14 protein-coding genes are annotated in these 13,381 nt (G+C 72.2%); 9 read left to right on the forward strand and 5 right to left on the reverse strand.

Annotated features, from left to right (window positions below; genetic code table 11):
* Positions 1-76: 76 nt before the first annotated feature.
* The gene (locus tag DAE25_RS03300) at positions 77-898 is read left to right on the forward strand and encodes a LamG-like jellyroll fold domain-containing protein (RefSeq protein ID WP_159083545.1); all 822 of its coding nucleotides are present in this window, start codon (positions 77-79) and stop codon (positions 896-898) included.
* A 10-nt stretch (positions 899-908) separates the two neighbouring features.
* Here the strand turns inward: DAE25_RS03300 and DAE25_RS03305 are convergent, their stop codons facing one another.
* The gene (locus DAE25_RS03305; RefSeq protein ID WP_107764756.1) at positions 909-1,910 is read right to left on the reverse strand and encodes a hypothetical protein; all 1,002 of its coding nucleotides are present in this window, start codon (positions 1,908-1,910) and stop codon (positions 909-911) included.
* A gap of 242 nt (positions 1,911-2,152) precedes the next feature.
* Between DAE25_RS03305 and DAE25_RS03310 the strand changes: the two genes are divergently transcribed.
* The 5 genes from DAE25_RS03310 (at position 2,153) to DAE25_RS03330 (ending at position 6,063) form a co-directional block, all read left to right on the forward strand.
* Positions 2,153-2,608 carry a glycosyltransferase family protein gene (locus DAE25_RS03310; protein WP_107764757.1) on the forward strand — a complete coding sequence of 152 codons (456 nt, stop codon included), beginning with the start codon at positions 2,153-2,155 and terminating at the stop codon, positions 2,606-2,608.
* A complete protein-coding gene (locus tag DAE25_RS03315; RefSeq protein ID WP_107764758.1) occupies positions 2,605-3,150 on the forward strand; it encodes a glycosyltransferase in 546 nt (181 codons plus the stop codon). The genes DAE25_RS03310 and DAE25_RS03315 overlap by 4 nt, the downstream gene beginning before the upstream one ends.
* Positions 3,151-3,293: 143 nt before the next feature.
* Positions 3,294-4,277, forward strand: a complete 984-nt coding sequence (locus DAE25_RS03320; RefSeq protein WP_159083546.1) for a sulfotransferase — start codon at positions 3,294-3,296, stop codon at positions 4,275-4,277.
* On the forward strand, positions 4,274-5,233 hold the full coding sequence (locus DAE25_RS03325) for a glycosyltransferase family 2 protein (RefSeq protein ID WP_159083547.1): 960 nt from the start codon (positions 4,274-4,276) through the stop codon (positions 5,231-5,233). The genes DAE25_RS03320 and DAE25_RS03325 overlap by 4 nt, the downstream gene beginning before the upstream one ends.
* Complete coding sequence (locus DAE25_RS03330; RefSeq protein ID WP_107764761.1) at positions 5,230-6,063, forward strand: sulfotransferase family protein; 834 nt, start codon at positions 5,230-5,232, stop codon at positions 6,061-6,063. Before DAE25_RS03325 ends, DAE25_RS03330 begins: the two co-directional genes overlap by 4 nt.
* Positions 6,064-6,334: 271 nt before the next feature.
* Here the strand turns inward: DAE25_RS03330 and DAE25_RS03335 are convergent, their stop codons facing one another.
* The 3 genes from DAE25_RS03335 to DAE25_RS03345 form a co-directional block, all read right to left on the reverse strand.
* Entirely contained in the window at positions 6,335-7,783 is a 1,449-nt protein-coding gene (locus DAE25_RS03335) for an exopolysaccharide biosynthesis polyprenyl glycosylphosphotransferase (RefSeq protein ID WP_107764762.1), read from the reverse strand.
* Positions 7,784-7,890: 107 nt separating this feature from the next.
* On the reverse strand, positions 7,891-8,583 hold the full coding sequence (locus DAE25_RS03340; protein WP_107764763.1) for a LuxR C-terminal-related transcriptional regulator: 693 nt from the start codon (positions 8,581-8,583) through the stop codon (positions 7,891-7,893).
* A 1-nt stretch (position 8,584) separates the two neighbouring features.
* Positions 8,585-10,009, reverse strand: coding sequence for a sensor histidine kinase (locus DAE25_RS03345; RefSeq protein WP_159083548.1), 1,425 nt, complete (start codon positions 10,007-10,009; stop codon positions 8,585-8,587).
* A gap of 389 nt (positions 10,010-10,398) precedes the next feature.
* On the opposite strand from DAE25_RS03345, the gene DAE25_RS03350 reads away from it, so the two are divergent.
* From DAE25_RS03350 to DAE25_RS03360, 3 genes are read left to right on the forward strand one after another with little or no spacing between them, the layout of a single operon-like run.
* The gene (locus tag DAE25_RS03350; protein WP_159083549.1) at positions 10,399-11,121 is read left to right on the forward strand and encodes a helix-turn-helix transcriptional regulator; all 723 of its coding nucleotides are present in this window, start codon (positions 10,399-10,401) and stop codon (positions 11,119-11,121) included.
* 51 nt (positions 11,122-11,172) lie between these two features.
* Positions 11,173-11,961 (forward strand): 3'(2'),5'-bisphosphate nucleotidase CysQ, encoded by a 789-nt coding sequence (locus DAE25_RS03355; RefSeq protein WP_107764766.1) that lies wholly within the window; start codon positions 11,173-11,175, stop codon positions 11,959-11,961.
* Between the two features lie 51 nt (positions 11,962-12,012).
* Positions 12,013-12,423 carry a VOC family protein gene (locus DAE25_RS03360; protein WP_107764767.1) on the forward strand — a complete coding sequence of 137 codons (411 nt, stop codon included), beginning with the start codon at positions 12,013-12,015 and terminating at the stop codon, positions 12,421-12,423.
* An 82-nt stretch (positions 12,424-12,505) separates the two neighbouring features.
* Here the strand turns inward: DAE25_RS03360 and DAE25_RS03365 are convergent, their stop codons facing one another.
* Positions 12,506-13,162: a hypothetical protein gene (locus DAE25_RS03365; RefSeq protein WP_107764768.1), complete on the reverse strand. Its 657-nt coding sequence runs from the start codon at positions 13,160-13,162 to the stop codon at positions 12,506-12,508.
* Positions 13,163-13,381: the final 219 nt, after the last annotated feature.

Below are 13,381 nucleotides of genomic sequence, written 5' to 3' on the forward strand. Positions count from 1 at the left end.
CTAATCGCGCGGGGGGACCGTGGTGGCAACTGCAGGATCCATCCCCAATTTGGGGGTACGAACGAGAAGAGGGCACGTGTCATCTGCACGACGGGGGACCCGGCACTGCATCCGGGGAAGGGCATCGGTGGCGGCCGTCGTGGCGCTGCTGGCGTGTACCACGAGCGGCTGCGGCCCCGGCGACGACGGTGGCGGGGGTGCGGATCCGGCACCGACGACCGCGCCGACCTCCGACCTCTCCGACGCCACGATGTGGCTCTCCTTCGAGGAGCAGCGGCTCACCTTCCGGGGCGAGACGGAGTTCCCGGACGCCGTCGGCGGAGGGTTCGCGGCCCTGGTCGTGACGGCCAACGACGGGACCGTCGAGGTCGTCGCGGGTGCGGACGGGCGCGGTGACGCCGTGGCGTTCCCCGAGAAGTGCGAACCGACGACCGGTTGCCCGCGCGCCATGCTCGAGGTCCCGCCCGATCCCGCACTCGACGCCGGGACCGCCGACTTCGAGTTCGGTGCCGCCGTGTGGGTGGCGCCAGACCAGACCACCACCGGGTCCAACATCGTGCAACGGGGCCGGTTCGACACCGAGGGCGGGTTGTGGAAGCTCCAGGTCGACAGCCTCGAGGGGCGGCCGAGCTGCGTCGTGCGGTCGGGTGACGACCAGGTCCTCGTGAGGTCGGCGGTGTCGGTCGCCGACTCAGCGTGGCACCGGGTGGTGTGCCGCCGTGACGGGAGCGGTGTCGAGATCGAGGTCGACGGCGTGGTCGACCGGGAGGACGGGGAGACCGGCTCGGTGGACAGCGAGTGGCCGATCAGGATCGGGAGCCCGGGGCTGGGCGAGCAGGACGACCAGTTCCACGGTCGGATCGACGACGTCTACCTGAGGATCGCACCCTCCGCGTGAGACGTCACAGTCAGGCGAGGCGGGCCACCCAGTCGGAGGCCAGCAGCTCGGCGAAGGCGTCCTCGGCGCTGCCCCGCAGCTCCCAGGTGCCGTCGGGGGCGTTCATGTGGGAGTTGAAGTAGGACATCGACACGATGTTGTGCTCCTGGGCGTACTGTGCCGCGTCGCGCAGCCACTCGGCCGCGAGGCCGGGGTTGTCCGGGTCGTCGCGGCAGCCGTACTCCCCGATGGCGATCGCCGTGTCGCCCAGCCACGCCAGCGCTTCGTCCGCCTTGCTCCCGAAGCTACGCCAGGGCTTGCCGTTGGTGGGCGACCAGGGGTTGTAGATGTCCAGGCCCATCACGGCCGCCTCGGGCACGATCCACGCCATCGGGTCGGCGTCGTCGCGGACCGGGTCGAAGGTCCAGTGCCCGAGCACGGGTACGACGGTGACATCCGGCGCCAGAGCGGCGGCCAGCGCGATCGCTCGGCGCTGCATCGCCACGTAGTCGACGGGAAGCATGCCCGGCGCCCCGGCGTCGTTCTCGGGCTCGTGGTGCAGCGTGAAGATGACGCCGCCTCCCACCTCGCCCAGGGGGCGGAGCATGCTGGTCAGCCAGTCGTCGACCTCGCCGTCGGCGACCCCCCGCCAGGTGGTGGGGGCCTTCGTCGAGACATGCGGCAGGCGACCGCGCGAGACGTCGTCGCGACAACGGCGCACCAGGTTGGCCGAGTCGTTGCGCTCGGGGTGGAAGTAGGTGCGGTTGAGCGCCAGGGTCGTACCGAGGTCCTGCTCCCACGCGTCGAGCGAGCGGTTGTAGGGGAGCGAGGCCCCGAAGTAGAGGTTGCCCGGCGGGAGGTGGGCCGGCCCGGTCGCCACCGGCGCCGGCGCGACCGATGTCGTCGTGGTGGGACGAGGCGCCCGCGTGGCGACCGGCGCACTGTCCGGTCGGGCGCCTGAGCAGGACGACAGGGCGACGGAGGTCGCAGCGGCCGCGCCCAGGCGCAGAAGGTCGCGACGGGCGATCACCATGGGTCGAACCTAGGCGCCGCGGTCCCGCCGTACCGGGGCATCCGGGGCAGGTCCCCCAAACTGGGGACGGCGGCCCGGAGGGGGCGCAGACCGGCGGCGCGGGCACTGCCCCCAAAATCGAGGAATCCGGGATCGTACGTCGTCGCGGCGGTCGCTCGTCATCAAGATGACACGACCATGAAGACAACTCACGTGTGCCAGGTCGGAGGGCGCGGCAGCGCCCCTGCTCGACGAGCGGCACGATGACCGGCCCCGTGCTCCTGGTGAGCACCCAGGGTGGCCACCTCGCGCACCTGCTCGCACTGCGCTCGTGGTGGGAGGGGCGTGACCGCCTCTGGGTGTGTCCCGACACCCCCGACGTCGTGGACCGCCTGGACGGTGAGCGCGTGGTGCACTCGCACTCACCTACGACCCGCAACGTGCCCAACCTGGCCCGCAACGCGGTCCTCGCCATGCGGTTGCTGCGCGAGGAGCGCCCCTCGCTCGTCGTCAGCGCCGGCGCCGGGGTGGCCGTCCCCTTCTTCGTCGCGGCCTGGGCGCTCGACATCCCCACCGTCTTCATCGAGGTCTACGACCGGTTCGACAGCCCGACGATGACGGGGCGCCTCTGCGGCCCCTTCACCACGCGTCGCATCGTCCAGTGGCAGAGCCAGCTGGAGTTCTACCCGGACGCGCGCCTCGTGGGGCCGTTGCTGTGACGTCCCTCGTGATCGCCCTCACCGGCACCGACCACCACCCGTTCGAGCGGATGGTGCAGTGGGTCGACGCCGCGGCCGAGCGCCGCGGCGACGTACGGTTCGTGATCCAGCACGGGTCCACCCGCCCGCCGCGGGTCGCCGAGGGCTACGACTTCCTCTCCCATGACCGGCTCGTCGCGCTCCTCGAGGAGGCCGCGCTGGTCATCTGCCACGGCGGGCCGGGCACCATCATGGACGCCCGCGAGGCGGGGCACGTGCCACTCTGCATCCCGCGCGACCCGCTCCTGGGCGAGCACGTCGACGGGCACCAGCAGCGCTTCGCCTCGCTCGCCGGTGGATCGGGCGTCGTACGCCTCGTGTCCTCGCCCGAGACCTTCCACGCAGAGCTGGAGAGCGGCCTCGTGCCGGAGCCGCTGCTGCGGTCCGTGCGGTCGGCCACGGAGGACCGGGACATCGCCCGGGCACGTGCCGCGGCCGAGCTCGACAGCCTGGTGGACACGCACCGGTGGCGCCACGGGCGCCTGTTCCGCGCCGCCGGCTGAGGGACCGCGCTGGACCGGCTGGCGCGGTCGTACCCCGAATGGGGGACTTCCGCTGGGGGGTACCGAACCGGCGTCCGGCAACCACCAGTCTGGGCGCACAGCGCGGCCGCCGGGGGGCAGTGCAGGGCCGAGAGGAAGAGAACGTGCGCGTCACCACCGTGTACCTGGGGGGCTTCGGCCGCTCCGGATCGACGCTCGTCGAGCGGATGCTGGGGGCTGCGACGGGATGGGTCAACATCGGCGAGCTGGTCGACCTGGCTCGCTCGGTCGCCCCCGCCGACGAGCGGTGCGGGTGCGGGCAGGCGTTCTCGTCCTGCCCCTTCTGGACGGCCGTGGGGGAGACCGCTTTCGGCGGGTGGACCCCCCAGGTGCTCGCCCGGCTGAGCGGCGGACAGCGCGCCGCCGCCCGTCAGCGGCACCTGCCGGGGCTCCTGGCCGGGCGGAGCCCGTCGGGGCCCCTCGCCGAGCTGCGCGCCGACTACGCGCGCATCTACCGGGCCGCCGCCGAGGTCTCGGGCGCCTCCGTCGTCGTCGACGCCTCCAAGGGGCCGGCCCTGGGCATGGCCCTCGCCGGGGCGCCCGGTGTGGACCTGCGCGTGCTCAACGTGGTGCGTGACCCCCGGGCCGTGGCCTGGTCGTGGCAGCGCCACGTCGAGCGACCGCACGCCACCGGCGGCACCGAGGAGATGTGGCGCATCGCGGCCCACCGCTCGGCCGCGCAGTGGAGCGCACTCCAGCTGGAGATGACGGCCATCGCGACCCTGGGTCGCGTCCCGTCCGCCCGGTTGCGCTACGAGGACTTCGTCGCCGACCCGACCGCCGCCCTGGTCGCCGCGACCGGGGCGCTCGGTGTCCCGCTCACCGCCGCCGACCTCCCGGTCGTCGAGGCGGGGCGGACCGTCCTCGGGCCGAGCCACGGGCTGTCGGGCAATCCCGGGAGGTTCAGCTCCGGCTCCGTCGAGCTCCGCCGCGACGACCGGTGGACCACCCAGATGCCGACGCGGGACCGGGCCGTCGTCACCGCCCTCACGCTGCCCCTCCTGGCGGCCTACGGCTACTCCGCGACCACGCGCGCCACCGCCGCGACCACCACCAGCGATCCACACGAAGCAAGGAGCACACGGTGAACGAGCCGACATCGACGAGCGGCGACCAGGGGGCGGAGCACGCCGCGCTGGTCACCGTCGTGATCCCGACCCGCGGCCGTCCGGCCCTGCTGCTGGAGACCCTGGCCGCCATCGTGGCCCAGGACTACGCCGGCCCGCTCGAGGTCTTCGTCGTCCACGACCGCGAGGAGGCCGACCAGAGCCTGGCCGACCTGTCGCGGCCAGGACGTCGGATCGTCCCTATGGTCAACACCCGCACCGGCGGCCTGTGCGGTGCCCGCAACACCGGGGTCCTGCTGTCGGAGGCCGACTTCGTCGCCAGCTGCGACGACGACGACCTCTGGTACCCCGCCAAGGTGCGCCTCCAGGTCGAGCGCCTCCTCGCCGACCCTGGCCTGCTGGCCGTGGGCTCAGGGATCCGGCTGCTGATGGGCGAGCGCGGCGACGTCGAGTGGCCGGCCCGCGAACCCCTCGTCACGCACGAGCGGCTGCTCGAGAACCGCGTGAAGGAGCTCCACAGCTCGACGCTGATGATGCGCCGCTCCGCCTTCGACGTCGCCGGCCTGTACGACGAGGAGCTGCCCTTCGGGCACGGCGAGGACTACGACTGGCTGCTGCGCGCGAGCCGGGCGGGCCGGGTGGGTGCGGTCCAGGAGATCCTGGCCGACATCCGCAAGGACGTCCCGTCCTGGTTCCGCGACAAGTGGCTCAACACCGCCACCGCGCTGGAGTACCTCCTCGAGAAGCACCCGGACTTCGCGGACCGCAGGCGCGGCCACGCCCGGATGCTCGGCCAGATCGCCTACGCCCGCGCCGCCGCCGGTGAGCGGCGGCGGGGGGCGCGCATCGCCGGTCGTGCCCTGTGCCGCTACCCCGCGGCGCCGCACGCCTGGCTCGCCCTCGCGGTCGCCGGGCCGGGCATCGAGCCCCGTCACATGCTGTCCATGTCGCGTCGCCTCGGACGGGGACTGTCATGAGCCGGCTGCCCAACTTCCTGTACGTCGGACCCGACAAGGCCGGCTCGTCCTGGCTGCACGAGATCCTGCTCGGCCACCCGGACGTCTACCTGACTCCGGCCAAGGACCTCTACTACTTCGACCGCTACTACGACCGCGGCCTGTCGTGGTACGCCGCGCAGTTCCGCGACGCGCGCGACGAGGCGGTCGTGGGCGAGGTCTGCCAGGACTACCTGTTCCACCCCGATGCGGCGGACCGCATCCACGAGACCCTCGGCCCGGTACGGATCATGGTGTCGCTGCGCGACCCCGTCGAGCGCGCCTGGTCGTCGTACCTCTACATGCGCAAGCACGGGATCGGTCCGGACACGTTCGGCGAGGCCCTGCGCAGTCGTCCCGAGCTCCTCGAGCACGGTCGCTACGCGACCGGCCTCGACCGCTTCCTGCGGCACCTGCCCCGCGAGATGGTGCACGTCGCCCTCTTCGACGACCTGGCGGCCGACCCGCAGGCCTTCCTCGACTCCGTAACGGGCTTCCTGGAGATCGAGCGGATGCCGCTGTCGAGCAAGGACCTCGAGGCGCGCCTGCCGGCCGCGAAGGCCCGGTCGGTCCACCTCGCATCGCTGGCTCGTCGCAGCGCCGACTGGGTGCGCGAGCACGACGGCGCCAAGCTGGTGGGAGCGGTCAAGCGCTCGCCGCTCGTCCACCGGACGCTCTACCGTCCCATCGACCGTGCCGCGGTGCGGCCGGACCCGGCCGACGTCACCACGGTGCGCAACGCCCTGGCACCGGAGATCGCCTCGCTGGAGCGCACGCTCGGGCTGCGGCTCGGCGAGGCCTGGGGCTGGTAGCTGGCAGCAGGACCCGCTCGACCACGGCAGGCCCGCCGACCGCGTCTCCACGCGATCGGCGGGCCTGTTGCCGTACCGGCGGGCCCGGGTGCTGGTGCTGACGCCGGTGCCGGTGCCGGTGCCTGAGGTGTCGGTGGCGAGCGCGGGACCGCGTCGGAGCGAGCCCTGGGCCGCGGCCCGGCGCGGCGCCCGGGTCGTGCCCACGGACGAAACCCCCACGCGAGCGACGGCTGGGCTCGAGCGGGGGTTCCGGTCCGGGGGGTGAGGGAAGTCAGTAGGCCCCGCGGTGGCCCATCACGGCGCGGATGGTCCGGCAAAGGATCGCCACGTCGAGGGCGAGCGACCAGTTGTCGACGTAGCGCAGGTCGAGCCGCACCGACTCCGCCCAGCTCAGGTCGGATCGGCCGGACACCTGCCACAGGCCGGTGATGCCCGGCTTGACGGCGAGTCGACGTCGCGGGTCGAAGTCGTAGCGCTCGACCTCCTGGGGCAGGGCCGGACGTGGCCCCACGAGGGACATCTGGCCTGTCACGACGTTCCACAGCTGTGGGAGCTCGTCGATCGAGTAGCGACGCAGGATCGCTCCGAGCCGGGTGATCCGCGGGTCGCTCCGGATCTTGAAGAGGACACCGCCCTCGACCTGGTTGAGCTCGGTCAGCTCGGCCAGGTCATCGGTCGCGGTCGTCGTCATCGTGCGGAACTTGACCATGGTGAACTCGGTGCCGCCGCGTCCCACGCGGGTCTGGCGGAAGAGTCCGGGGCCCGTCGTCTCGGCGCGGACGAGCGCCCAGACCAGCAGCAGGACGGGGGACAGGACGACCAGCGCGAGGAGGGCGAGCACTCGCTCGACGGCACCCTTGAGGAGCCGACGGGGCCCACGGGCGGGGGCGGCGCGCACCTGCATGACGTCGAGTCCTGCGCCCTGGACGACCGAGACGCGGGTGGGGGAGACGTCGAGCAGCCCGGTGCCGACGTACAGCGGGACCCCGGAGCTGTGGGCTCCCCACTCGAGCCGGCGCAGCGTGGCGGGGGTCAGCTCGGGTCCGGGGAGGACCAGGAGGGCATCGCTGCCCGACCGCGCCGCGACGTCGGCGGCCGCGGCCACCCCCACCTGGACCGGCAGGGCTCCCAGGGGTTGCGCCGGACTGGCCGAGACGCAGGCGGCCGCGACGACGTAGCGACGCGAGGAGGCGAGCTCGGTCATCGCCGAGCGGACGTCCTCGGGGTGTCCGGCGAGCACGATCCGGGTCGTCGTCTCACCGGGCAGCGGGACGAGTCCACTGACCAGCGCGGCGAGCGTGAGGGTCGCCACGACCGGGACCATGACCTCGGGGTCGACCGCCGCCCCGGCAACGAGACCAGCCAGCCAGCACGCGATCCCGAGGGTGGCGCCGGCGCGCAGGACGCGTCCGAGGCGGGTGCCCCACGGATCACCGAGCGGACGCCTGACGTAGAAGCCGTTGCCCGCGAGGAGCAGCGGCCACGCGAGCGCCACCGCGGCCAGGACCGCGGGCTGGACGGTGGGACCGACCCGGCTGACCACGGCGAGGGCGAGCAGTCCCGACGCGATGTCGACGGCCGGTCGCAACCACCGCGCGGTGGAGGCGATTCGGGGGACGTCCGCGAGGACGACCGCGTCGTGGTGGGCGACCCGTGGCGAGGGTGGCAGCGGCAACCCGCTGACCAGCTCGCCCACTGGGGGCACAGAAACTTCCGCCATCCGCCCAACCCTTCCCCGACCGTGCACGATGCGTTGGTTCGAGCCTATGGAAGCCCGGCCGGGGTGGCATGCCGCAAATGCGGCAAAGCCCTGCTGGAATGGGGGATTCAGAGCGGGTGGTGCCAGCCGACGTGGTGCGCGAGGCCGACCGCCGCGAGCTGCGAGGAGACCTCGAGCTTGCCCAGGATCGACTTCACCTGGGTCCGCACGGTCGCCTCCGACACCACGCTCTTGCGCGCGATGTCACGGACGTTGTGCCCCTCGATCAGGGCCCCCAGGACCTGCCTCTCGCGTGGCGTGAGCAGCTCGAGGCGACGGCGCATGACATCGGTGGCCATGCGCTCGTTGCGCCACGCGTCGAGGAGCCGCTCGAGCTCGTCGGAGGTCATCACCGGGAGGCCCTGGTGGAGCCGGCGGACCGTTGCCAGCGTCTCCTGCAGGGGACCGCTCTTGGAGAGCACCTTGCGGGCGCCGCTGCGCACGCACCCGCCCCAGCGGGCCTGGTCGGTCGACGAGGTCACCACGACCACGTTGGCGCCGGCGCGGGAGAGGGGAGCGATGAGCGCGGACCCGTCCCCGAAGCGGCCCAGGTCGAGGTCGAGGAGCACGATGCGCGGGTTGATGCGCAGGGCCGTCGACCGCAGGGTCGCCAGCGAGCCCCCCTCCTCGGGCAACGGCAGCCGCCGCACGTCGTACCCCTCGAGGGACAGCGCCACCTCGAGCGACTCGGCGAAGAGGGTGTGGTCCTCGATGATGAGGACCCGGCTGCGGGACTTGGCCGAGGCCGTCGGGTCGGCCATGTCAGTCACCCTTCCGTGCGGCGGGCAGTCGGATGACGAACGTCGCCCCGGTGGGCGAGCGCACGGTGGCGCCGGGCTCGAGGGGATCGGCGAGGGTCAGGGACCCACCCTGCTCGGACAGCAGACGACGGCCCACGTTGAGGCCGATGCCCTGTCCCGCCGAGCTGTCGCCGCGGACGCCCCACTCGAAGATGCCGTCGCGGACCTCGGGCGGGATGCCGGGGCCGCTGTCGGCGACCCGGATCGCCACGTTGTCCTCGTCGCGGGTGACGTCGATGCGACTCTCGGTGTCGGCCGCGTGCGTGGCGGCGTTCTCGAGGAGGATGTTGATGACCTCGGCGATGTCGTCACGACGGCCGCGGACGGTGAGGCCCGTGGGCTGCCAGATGATGCGGCGGCCCCGGGCCCGGTGCAGCTCGAGCAACGGGTCGATGGTGGCGTCGAGGTCGACCGGCTCGGGCAGCGTGGGCTGCCGGTTGTCGAGCAGCCGCTCGAGACGTGACATCTCCGTGCGCATGTTGTCGTCGAGCCGTCGACGGGTCGCCGGTGCCACCTTGCCCTCGTGGAGCAGGCGGGAGGCGTTGCTGATGCCGGCCACGGTGCTGCGGATCTCGTGCAGGCGCTCCTTGCCGTCACGTCCCACGGCCTCCGCCTCCTCGAGGCGGTGGTGGAGGTCGGAGGTCGCCAGCTCCTGCTGCAGGAGGAAGTCACGGAGCAGTGCGAAGGAGACGCTGAGGAACAGGCAGGCGCCGACCAGCTGGGCGACCGCCACCGCACCCTCGACCCAGGGGCCGTGGACGACGGGCGCCTGCGCCAGGTTGGCCGAGCCCAGCAGGAGGAAGAGCGTGAGGACGCGTGGTGTCGTCCAGCCGCGGGCCACGGGGTGGCGCAGCAGCACGACGACCACCAGCACGTGGAGGGAGGTGACCGCTGCGGTCATCACGTCCAGCACCCACGGTGGGCCGTCGAGTGCCGGCAGGTCGGTGACGGCGATGCGCCCGACCGCCATGGCGACGCCCAGCGAGAGTCCGAGGACCAGCGGGTCCGGGACGCGGGTGGCCCGGGTCCCGGCGATCACGAGCCCGAGGATCAACAGCGCCGAGACCAGGTTGGCGAGGATCAGCCAGCCGGGTCGCGAGGCGAGCTCGCCGGGGTCGACGACCCCGGCCCTCGGCACGGCGAGGGCCTGGGTGCACCCGAAGAGTGCGGCGCAGGCCCACCACCCGTGGGTCACCGTCGGCGCGACCCGCCACGTGACGTAGAAGAGGATCGAGGCCGCGAGGGCCAGGACCGTGGCCGCCGTCCCCACGAGAAGCGTCGGCGGGACGACCCAGTCGTCCCGGGTCATGCTCACCACTACTGCCGCCGTTGCTGCTGCTGTTGCTGCCGCGATGTACAGCGGGCCGCCCAGCGTCTGACGGCTCAACCAAGGCATCGTCACCTGATTCGAACCTTCCCCCGAGATCAGTGCTTACCGGGGAGACGCGCAGATGGACCCCCCAAGGCCACCACTGTGCGGGCGTTCGTGGATGCGATGTCCGACTCGATCGATCAGCCCCCCGGCCCCCGGATCACGTTCGAACTTCGCATGGTGTTGCGAGACACAACTTAGGGCTGCGACGCGCTGACGTACAGGAAAATTTTCTAACCCCTACCCCAATTGTGGTATGGGCTAGACAGATAGGGCGTCCCCAATTCGAGCCAGATCCATGATGACGAGGTGGCGGACCGCTCCAGGACCACCACAGTGTGAAGCACACCACGCCGGTGTGCAGCCATGACACACCGGCGCAACCGATGCCGGGAGGACGACACGTGTCGCACACCCACCCCCCGTCCCGGGGCACCGCCCATCGCGGTCGCCCCACCATCCACGTGGCTGCCCGGCTCGCCCTGCTGGGGCAGACCGTGCAGGCCGCGCTGCACGGGCGGGACCTGCCGGCACTGTGCCTGCGGCTGCCCGACGAGGGGGTCCCGTGGGCCCGCTCGCTGGTCCGACCCGACGACCTCGTGCTCCTGCTCGACGACGTCGACGGGCCGGGTGACCTGCGTCGTGCCCGCGAGCGGGTGGCGACCTGCCCGGCTCGCTGCATCGTGCTCACCTCGGCCCCGACCGGGATGGTCTGGGTCGCGCTGATGTCCAGCGGTGCCGAGGCGGTCCTGTCCGCCCAGATCTCGCTCGACGACCTCGTCGAGACGATCGAGCACGTCCTGGCCGGCGACGAGGTCGTCGACCCGCAGCGGCGCGCGTCGATGGTCCAGGAGTGGGAGGACATCACCAGTCAGTTCGAGGAGATGGCCGGACGGTTGTCCCGGTTGTCCCCGCGCGAGCTCGACGTCCTCGAGCGGGTGTCCCACGGTGAGTCGGCGGCGGAGATCGCCGACAGCCTGGGCGTCGCACTGACGACGGTCCGCAGCCACATCAAGGCGGGGCGCAACAAGCTGGGCGTCAGCTCGCAGCTCGCGGCGGCGGCCATCCTGCGGCGCCGTCCCGACATCGAGGGCGTCGCTCCGGTCGCCACCGGCGGCAAGACGTGATTGCAGGTCGGCACCGCGTGGGCACCGGGTCGGCACCGATAGGCTTCCCGCGTGACTGAGACCTTCCAGGGCACCGACCCGAGCCAGCTCGATGACCACGCCTTCGCCGTCTGGGCGGCCGAACAGGCCGGTGCCGTCCTCCTCGAGGTGCGTGCCGCGGCCGACGAGCGCGGCCTCGAGGGCAAGGCCCTCAAGGACGCCGGCGACGCCGCCGCGCAGGAGGTCCTGGCGCGGGTGCTGGGCGAGCACCGCCCCGACGACGCGGTGCTGAGCGAGGAGGCGACCGACGACAAGGTCCGTCTCGAGGCCTCCCGCGTCTGGATCATCGACCCGCTCGACGGCACCCGCGAGTTCTCCGAGCCGCCCCGCGACGACTGGGCCGTGCATGTCGCGCTCTGGCAGGACGGCGACCTCGTCGCCGGCGCCGTGGCCCAGCCCGCGCTGGGCGAGACGTTCAACACCGGTACGCCGCGCCAGGTGCCGGCCCGCACGGCCGACCGGCCGCGGATCGCGGTCAGCCGCACCCGCCCGCCGGCGTTCGTGGAGGCCCTGGCCGCGGAGATCGACGCCGAGCTGGTGCCCATGGGCTCGGCCGGGGTCAAGGTCATGAGCGTGGTGCGCGACCTCGCCGACGCCTACGTCCACGCCGGCGGGCAGTACCAGTGGGACAACGCCGCCCCGGTCGCGGTCGCCCGCGCCGCCGGCCTCCACTGCTCGCGGGTCGACGGCTCGCCCCTGGTCTACAACGAGTCCGACACCTCGCTGCCCGACCTGATCGTCTGCCGCCCCGAGCTGGCCGAGGAGATCATCGCGTTCGTCCGCGCCCACGGCACGGACTGACCCCTCGTCAACCCGGTTGGCGACGTCGGTGCTCCCTGCGACCGTGGGGGCATGACCTCCTTCGTCTCGCACACCACCGTCGACTGCACCCACGCCTACGAGCTCTCCGAGTGGTGGAAGCTGCTGCTCGGCTACGTGGACGTCGACGGCGACCCCAACCTGCCCGGCCACGAGGAGTGCATGATCCTCGACCCCGGGTCGGGGCACCGGATCCTCTTCATCGAGGTGCCGGAACGCAAGGCGGTCAAGAACCGACTCCACCTCGACCTGCGGCCCCGCTCGGGCTCGCGCGACGACGAGGTCGAGCGGGTGCGCGCGCTCGGGGCGACCGAGGTGGCCGACCACCGCGGTCAGTGGGGCCCGGGCACCGGCTGGGTCGTGATGGCCGATCCCGAGGGCAACGAGTTCTGCATCCTCCGCTCGCAGGCCGAGGACGACGGGGCTGCTCCGGTCGAGCAGTGAGCTGCCAGGACGCGACTCGGCCCCGGAGCGCTGCTCCGGGGCCGAGTGCTGGTGCTGGATGGTGCGGTGGTCGAGCCGGGACTCAGTAGACCTGGTAGTAGTCGGTGAAGCCCGAGTACTTCTTGTCGGCCGGGATGGTCACCGAGAACTTGAAGCCGCGCTTGTTGGGGGCCTTCACGCGGAAGACGCCCTTCTTGTTGGTGCGGACCTTCTTCCACGCGACGTACTTCTTGCCCTTCTTGCGCTTGAGGACGACCTTCTTGCGCTTGAAGTCGGGCTTGATCTTGCCGACCAGGAAGAGGCCGGGGGTCTTGAAGACGGCCTTGCGCTTCACGCCGACCGCCAGCGGGGCGGACTCGCTGGGGGTGTACACATCACCGTTGGTCTCGGTGATGCCGCTGTAGACGACCTTGTACAGCGAGTTGGAGTCGGGCTTGATGTCGAAGAAGTAGTAGCTACCGGCGCTGTCGTCGGTCTGGATTGTCGTCCACACGGGGTTCTTCGCCGAGTAGACCTGAAGGGCCACCGAGCCCGTGTAGACGCTGCCACCGTCTGGCGTGGTGACCGCGCCGTTGATGGAAAGGCTGTCGTCGCCGTACGTCACCTCGGGCGCGCTGGCGGCGATCGAGCTGGTGGTGGTGTAGGTGGTGGCGGCGTCGGCCGGCGAGCTGATCGCCACCGGTGCCAGTCCGAGCAGGCCGGCCGTGGTCAGGCCGGCGATGAGTCGAGTGAAGCGCATGTTTCCCCGTATCCCCTTCTCGAGAGGCGCCCGTGGACGCCCGCGATGACAGAAGCGGGCCCCGTGGCCCGCTGGCGCGACGCTACCCCGGCTGGAGGGCGGCCAAACCCACCGGAACCGGCCCGGCCCCCGGTGCTTTCGTAGACTGGACGACAGCACCCCCGTCCAGCGCTGGACGGGGGCCCTACGGCGTGCCCCCACGGGTCGTGCCGACCCGAT

This window comes from Nocardioides terrigena (assembly GCF_003047265.1).
Lineage (GTDB): Bacteria > Actinomycetota > Actinomycetes > Propionibacteriales > Nocardioidaceae > Nocardioides > Nocardioides terrigena.

Coding starts and splice junctions, on each gene's coding strand:
- DAE25_RS03305 (WP_107764756.1), bottom strand. CDS start 1,910: ATGGTGATCGCCCGTCGCGACCTTCTGCGCCTGGGCGCGGCCGCTGCG.
- DAE25_RS03310 (WP_107764757.1), top strand. CDS start 2,153: ATGACCGGCCCCGTGCTCCTGGTGAGCACCCAGGGTGGCCACCTCGCG.
- DAE25_RS03330 (WP_107764761.1), top strand. CDS start 5,230: ATGAGCCGGCTGCCCAACTTCCTGTACGTCGGACCCGACAAGGCCGGC.
- DAE25_RS03335 (WP_107764762.1), bottom strand. CDS start 7,783: ATGGCGGAAGTTTCTGTGCCCCCAGTGGGCGAGCTGGTCAGCGGGTTG.
- DAE25_RS03340 (WP_107764763.1), bottom strand. CDS start 8,583: ATGGCCGACCCGACGGCCTCGGCCAAGTCCCGCAGCCGGGTCCTCATC.
- DAE25_RS03360 (WP_107764767.1), top strand. CDS start 12,013: ATGACCTCCTTCGTCTCGCACACCACCGTCGACTGCACCCACGCCTAC.
- DAE25_RS03365 (WP_107764768.1), bottom strand. CDS start 13,162: ATGCGCTTCACTCGACTCATCGCCGGCCTGACCACGGCCGGCCTGCTC.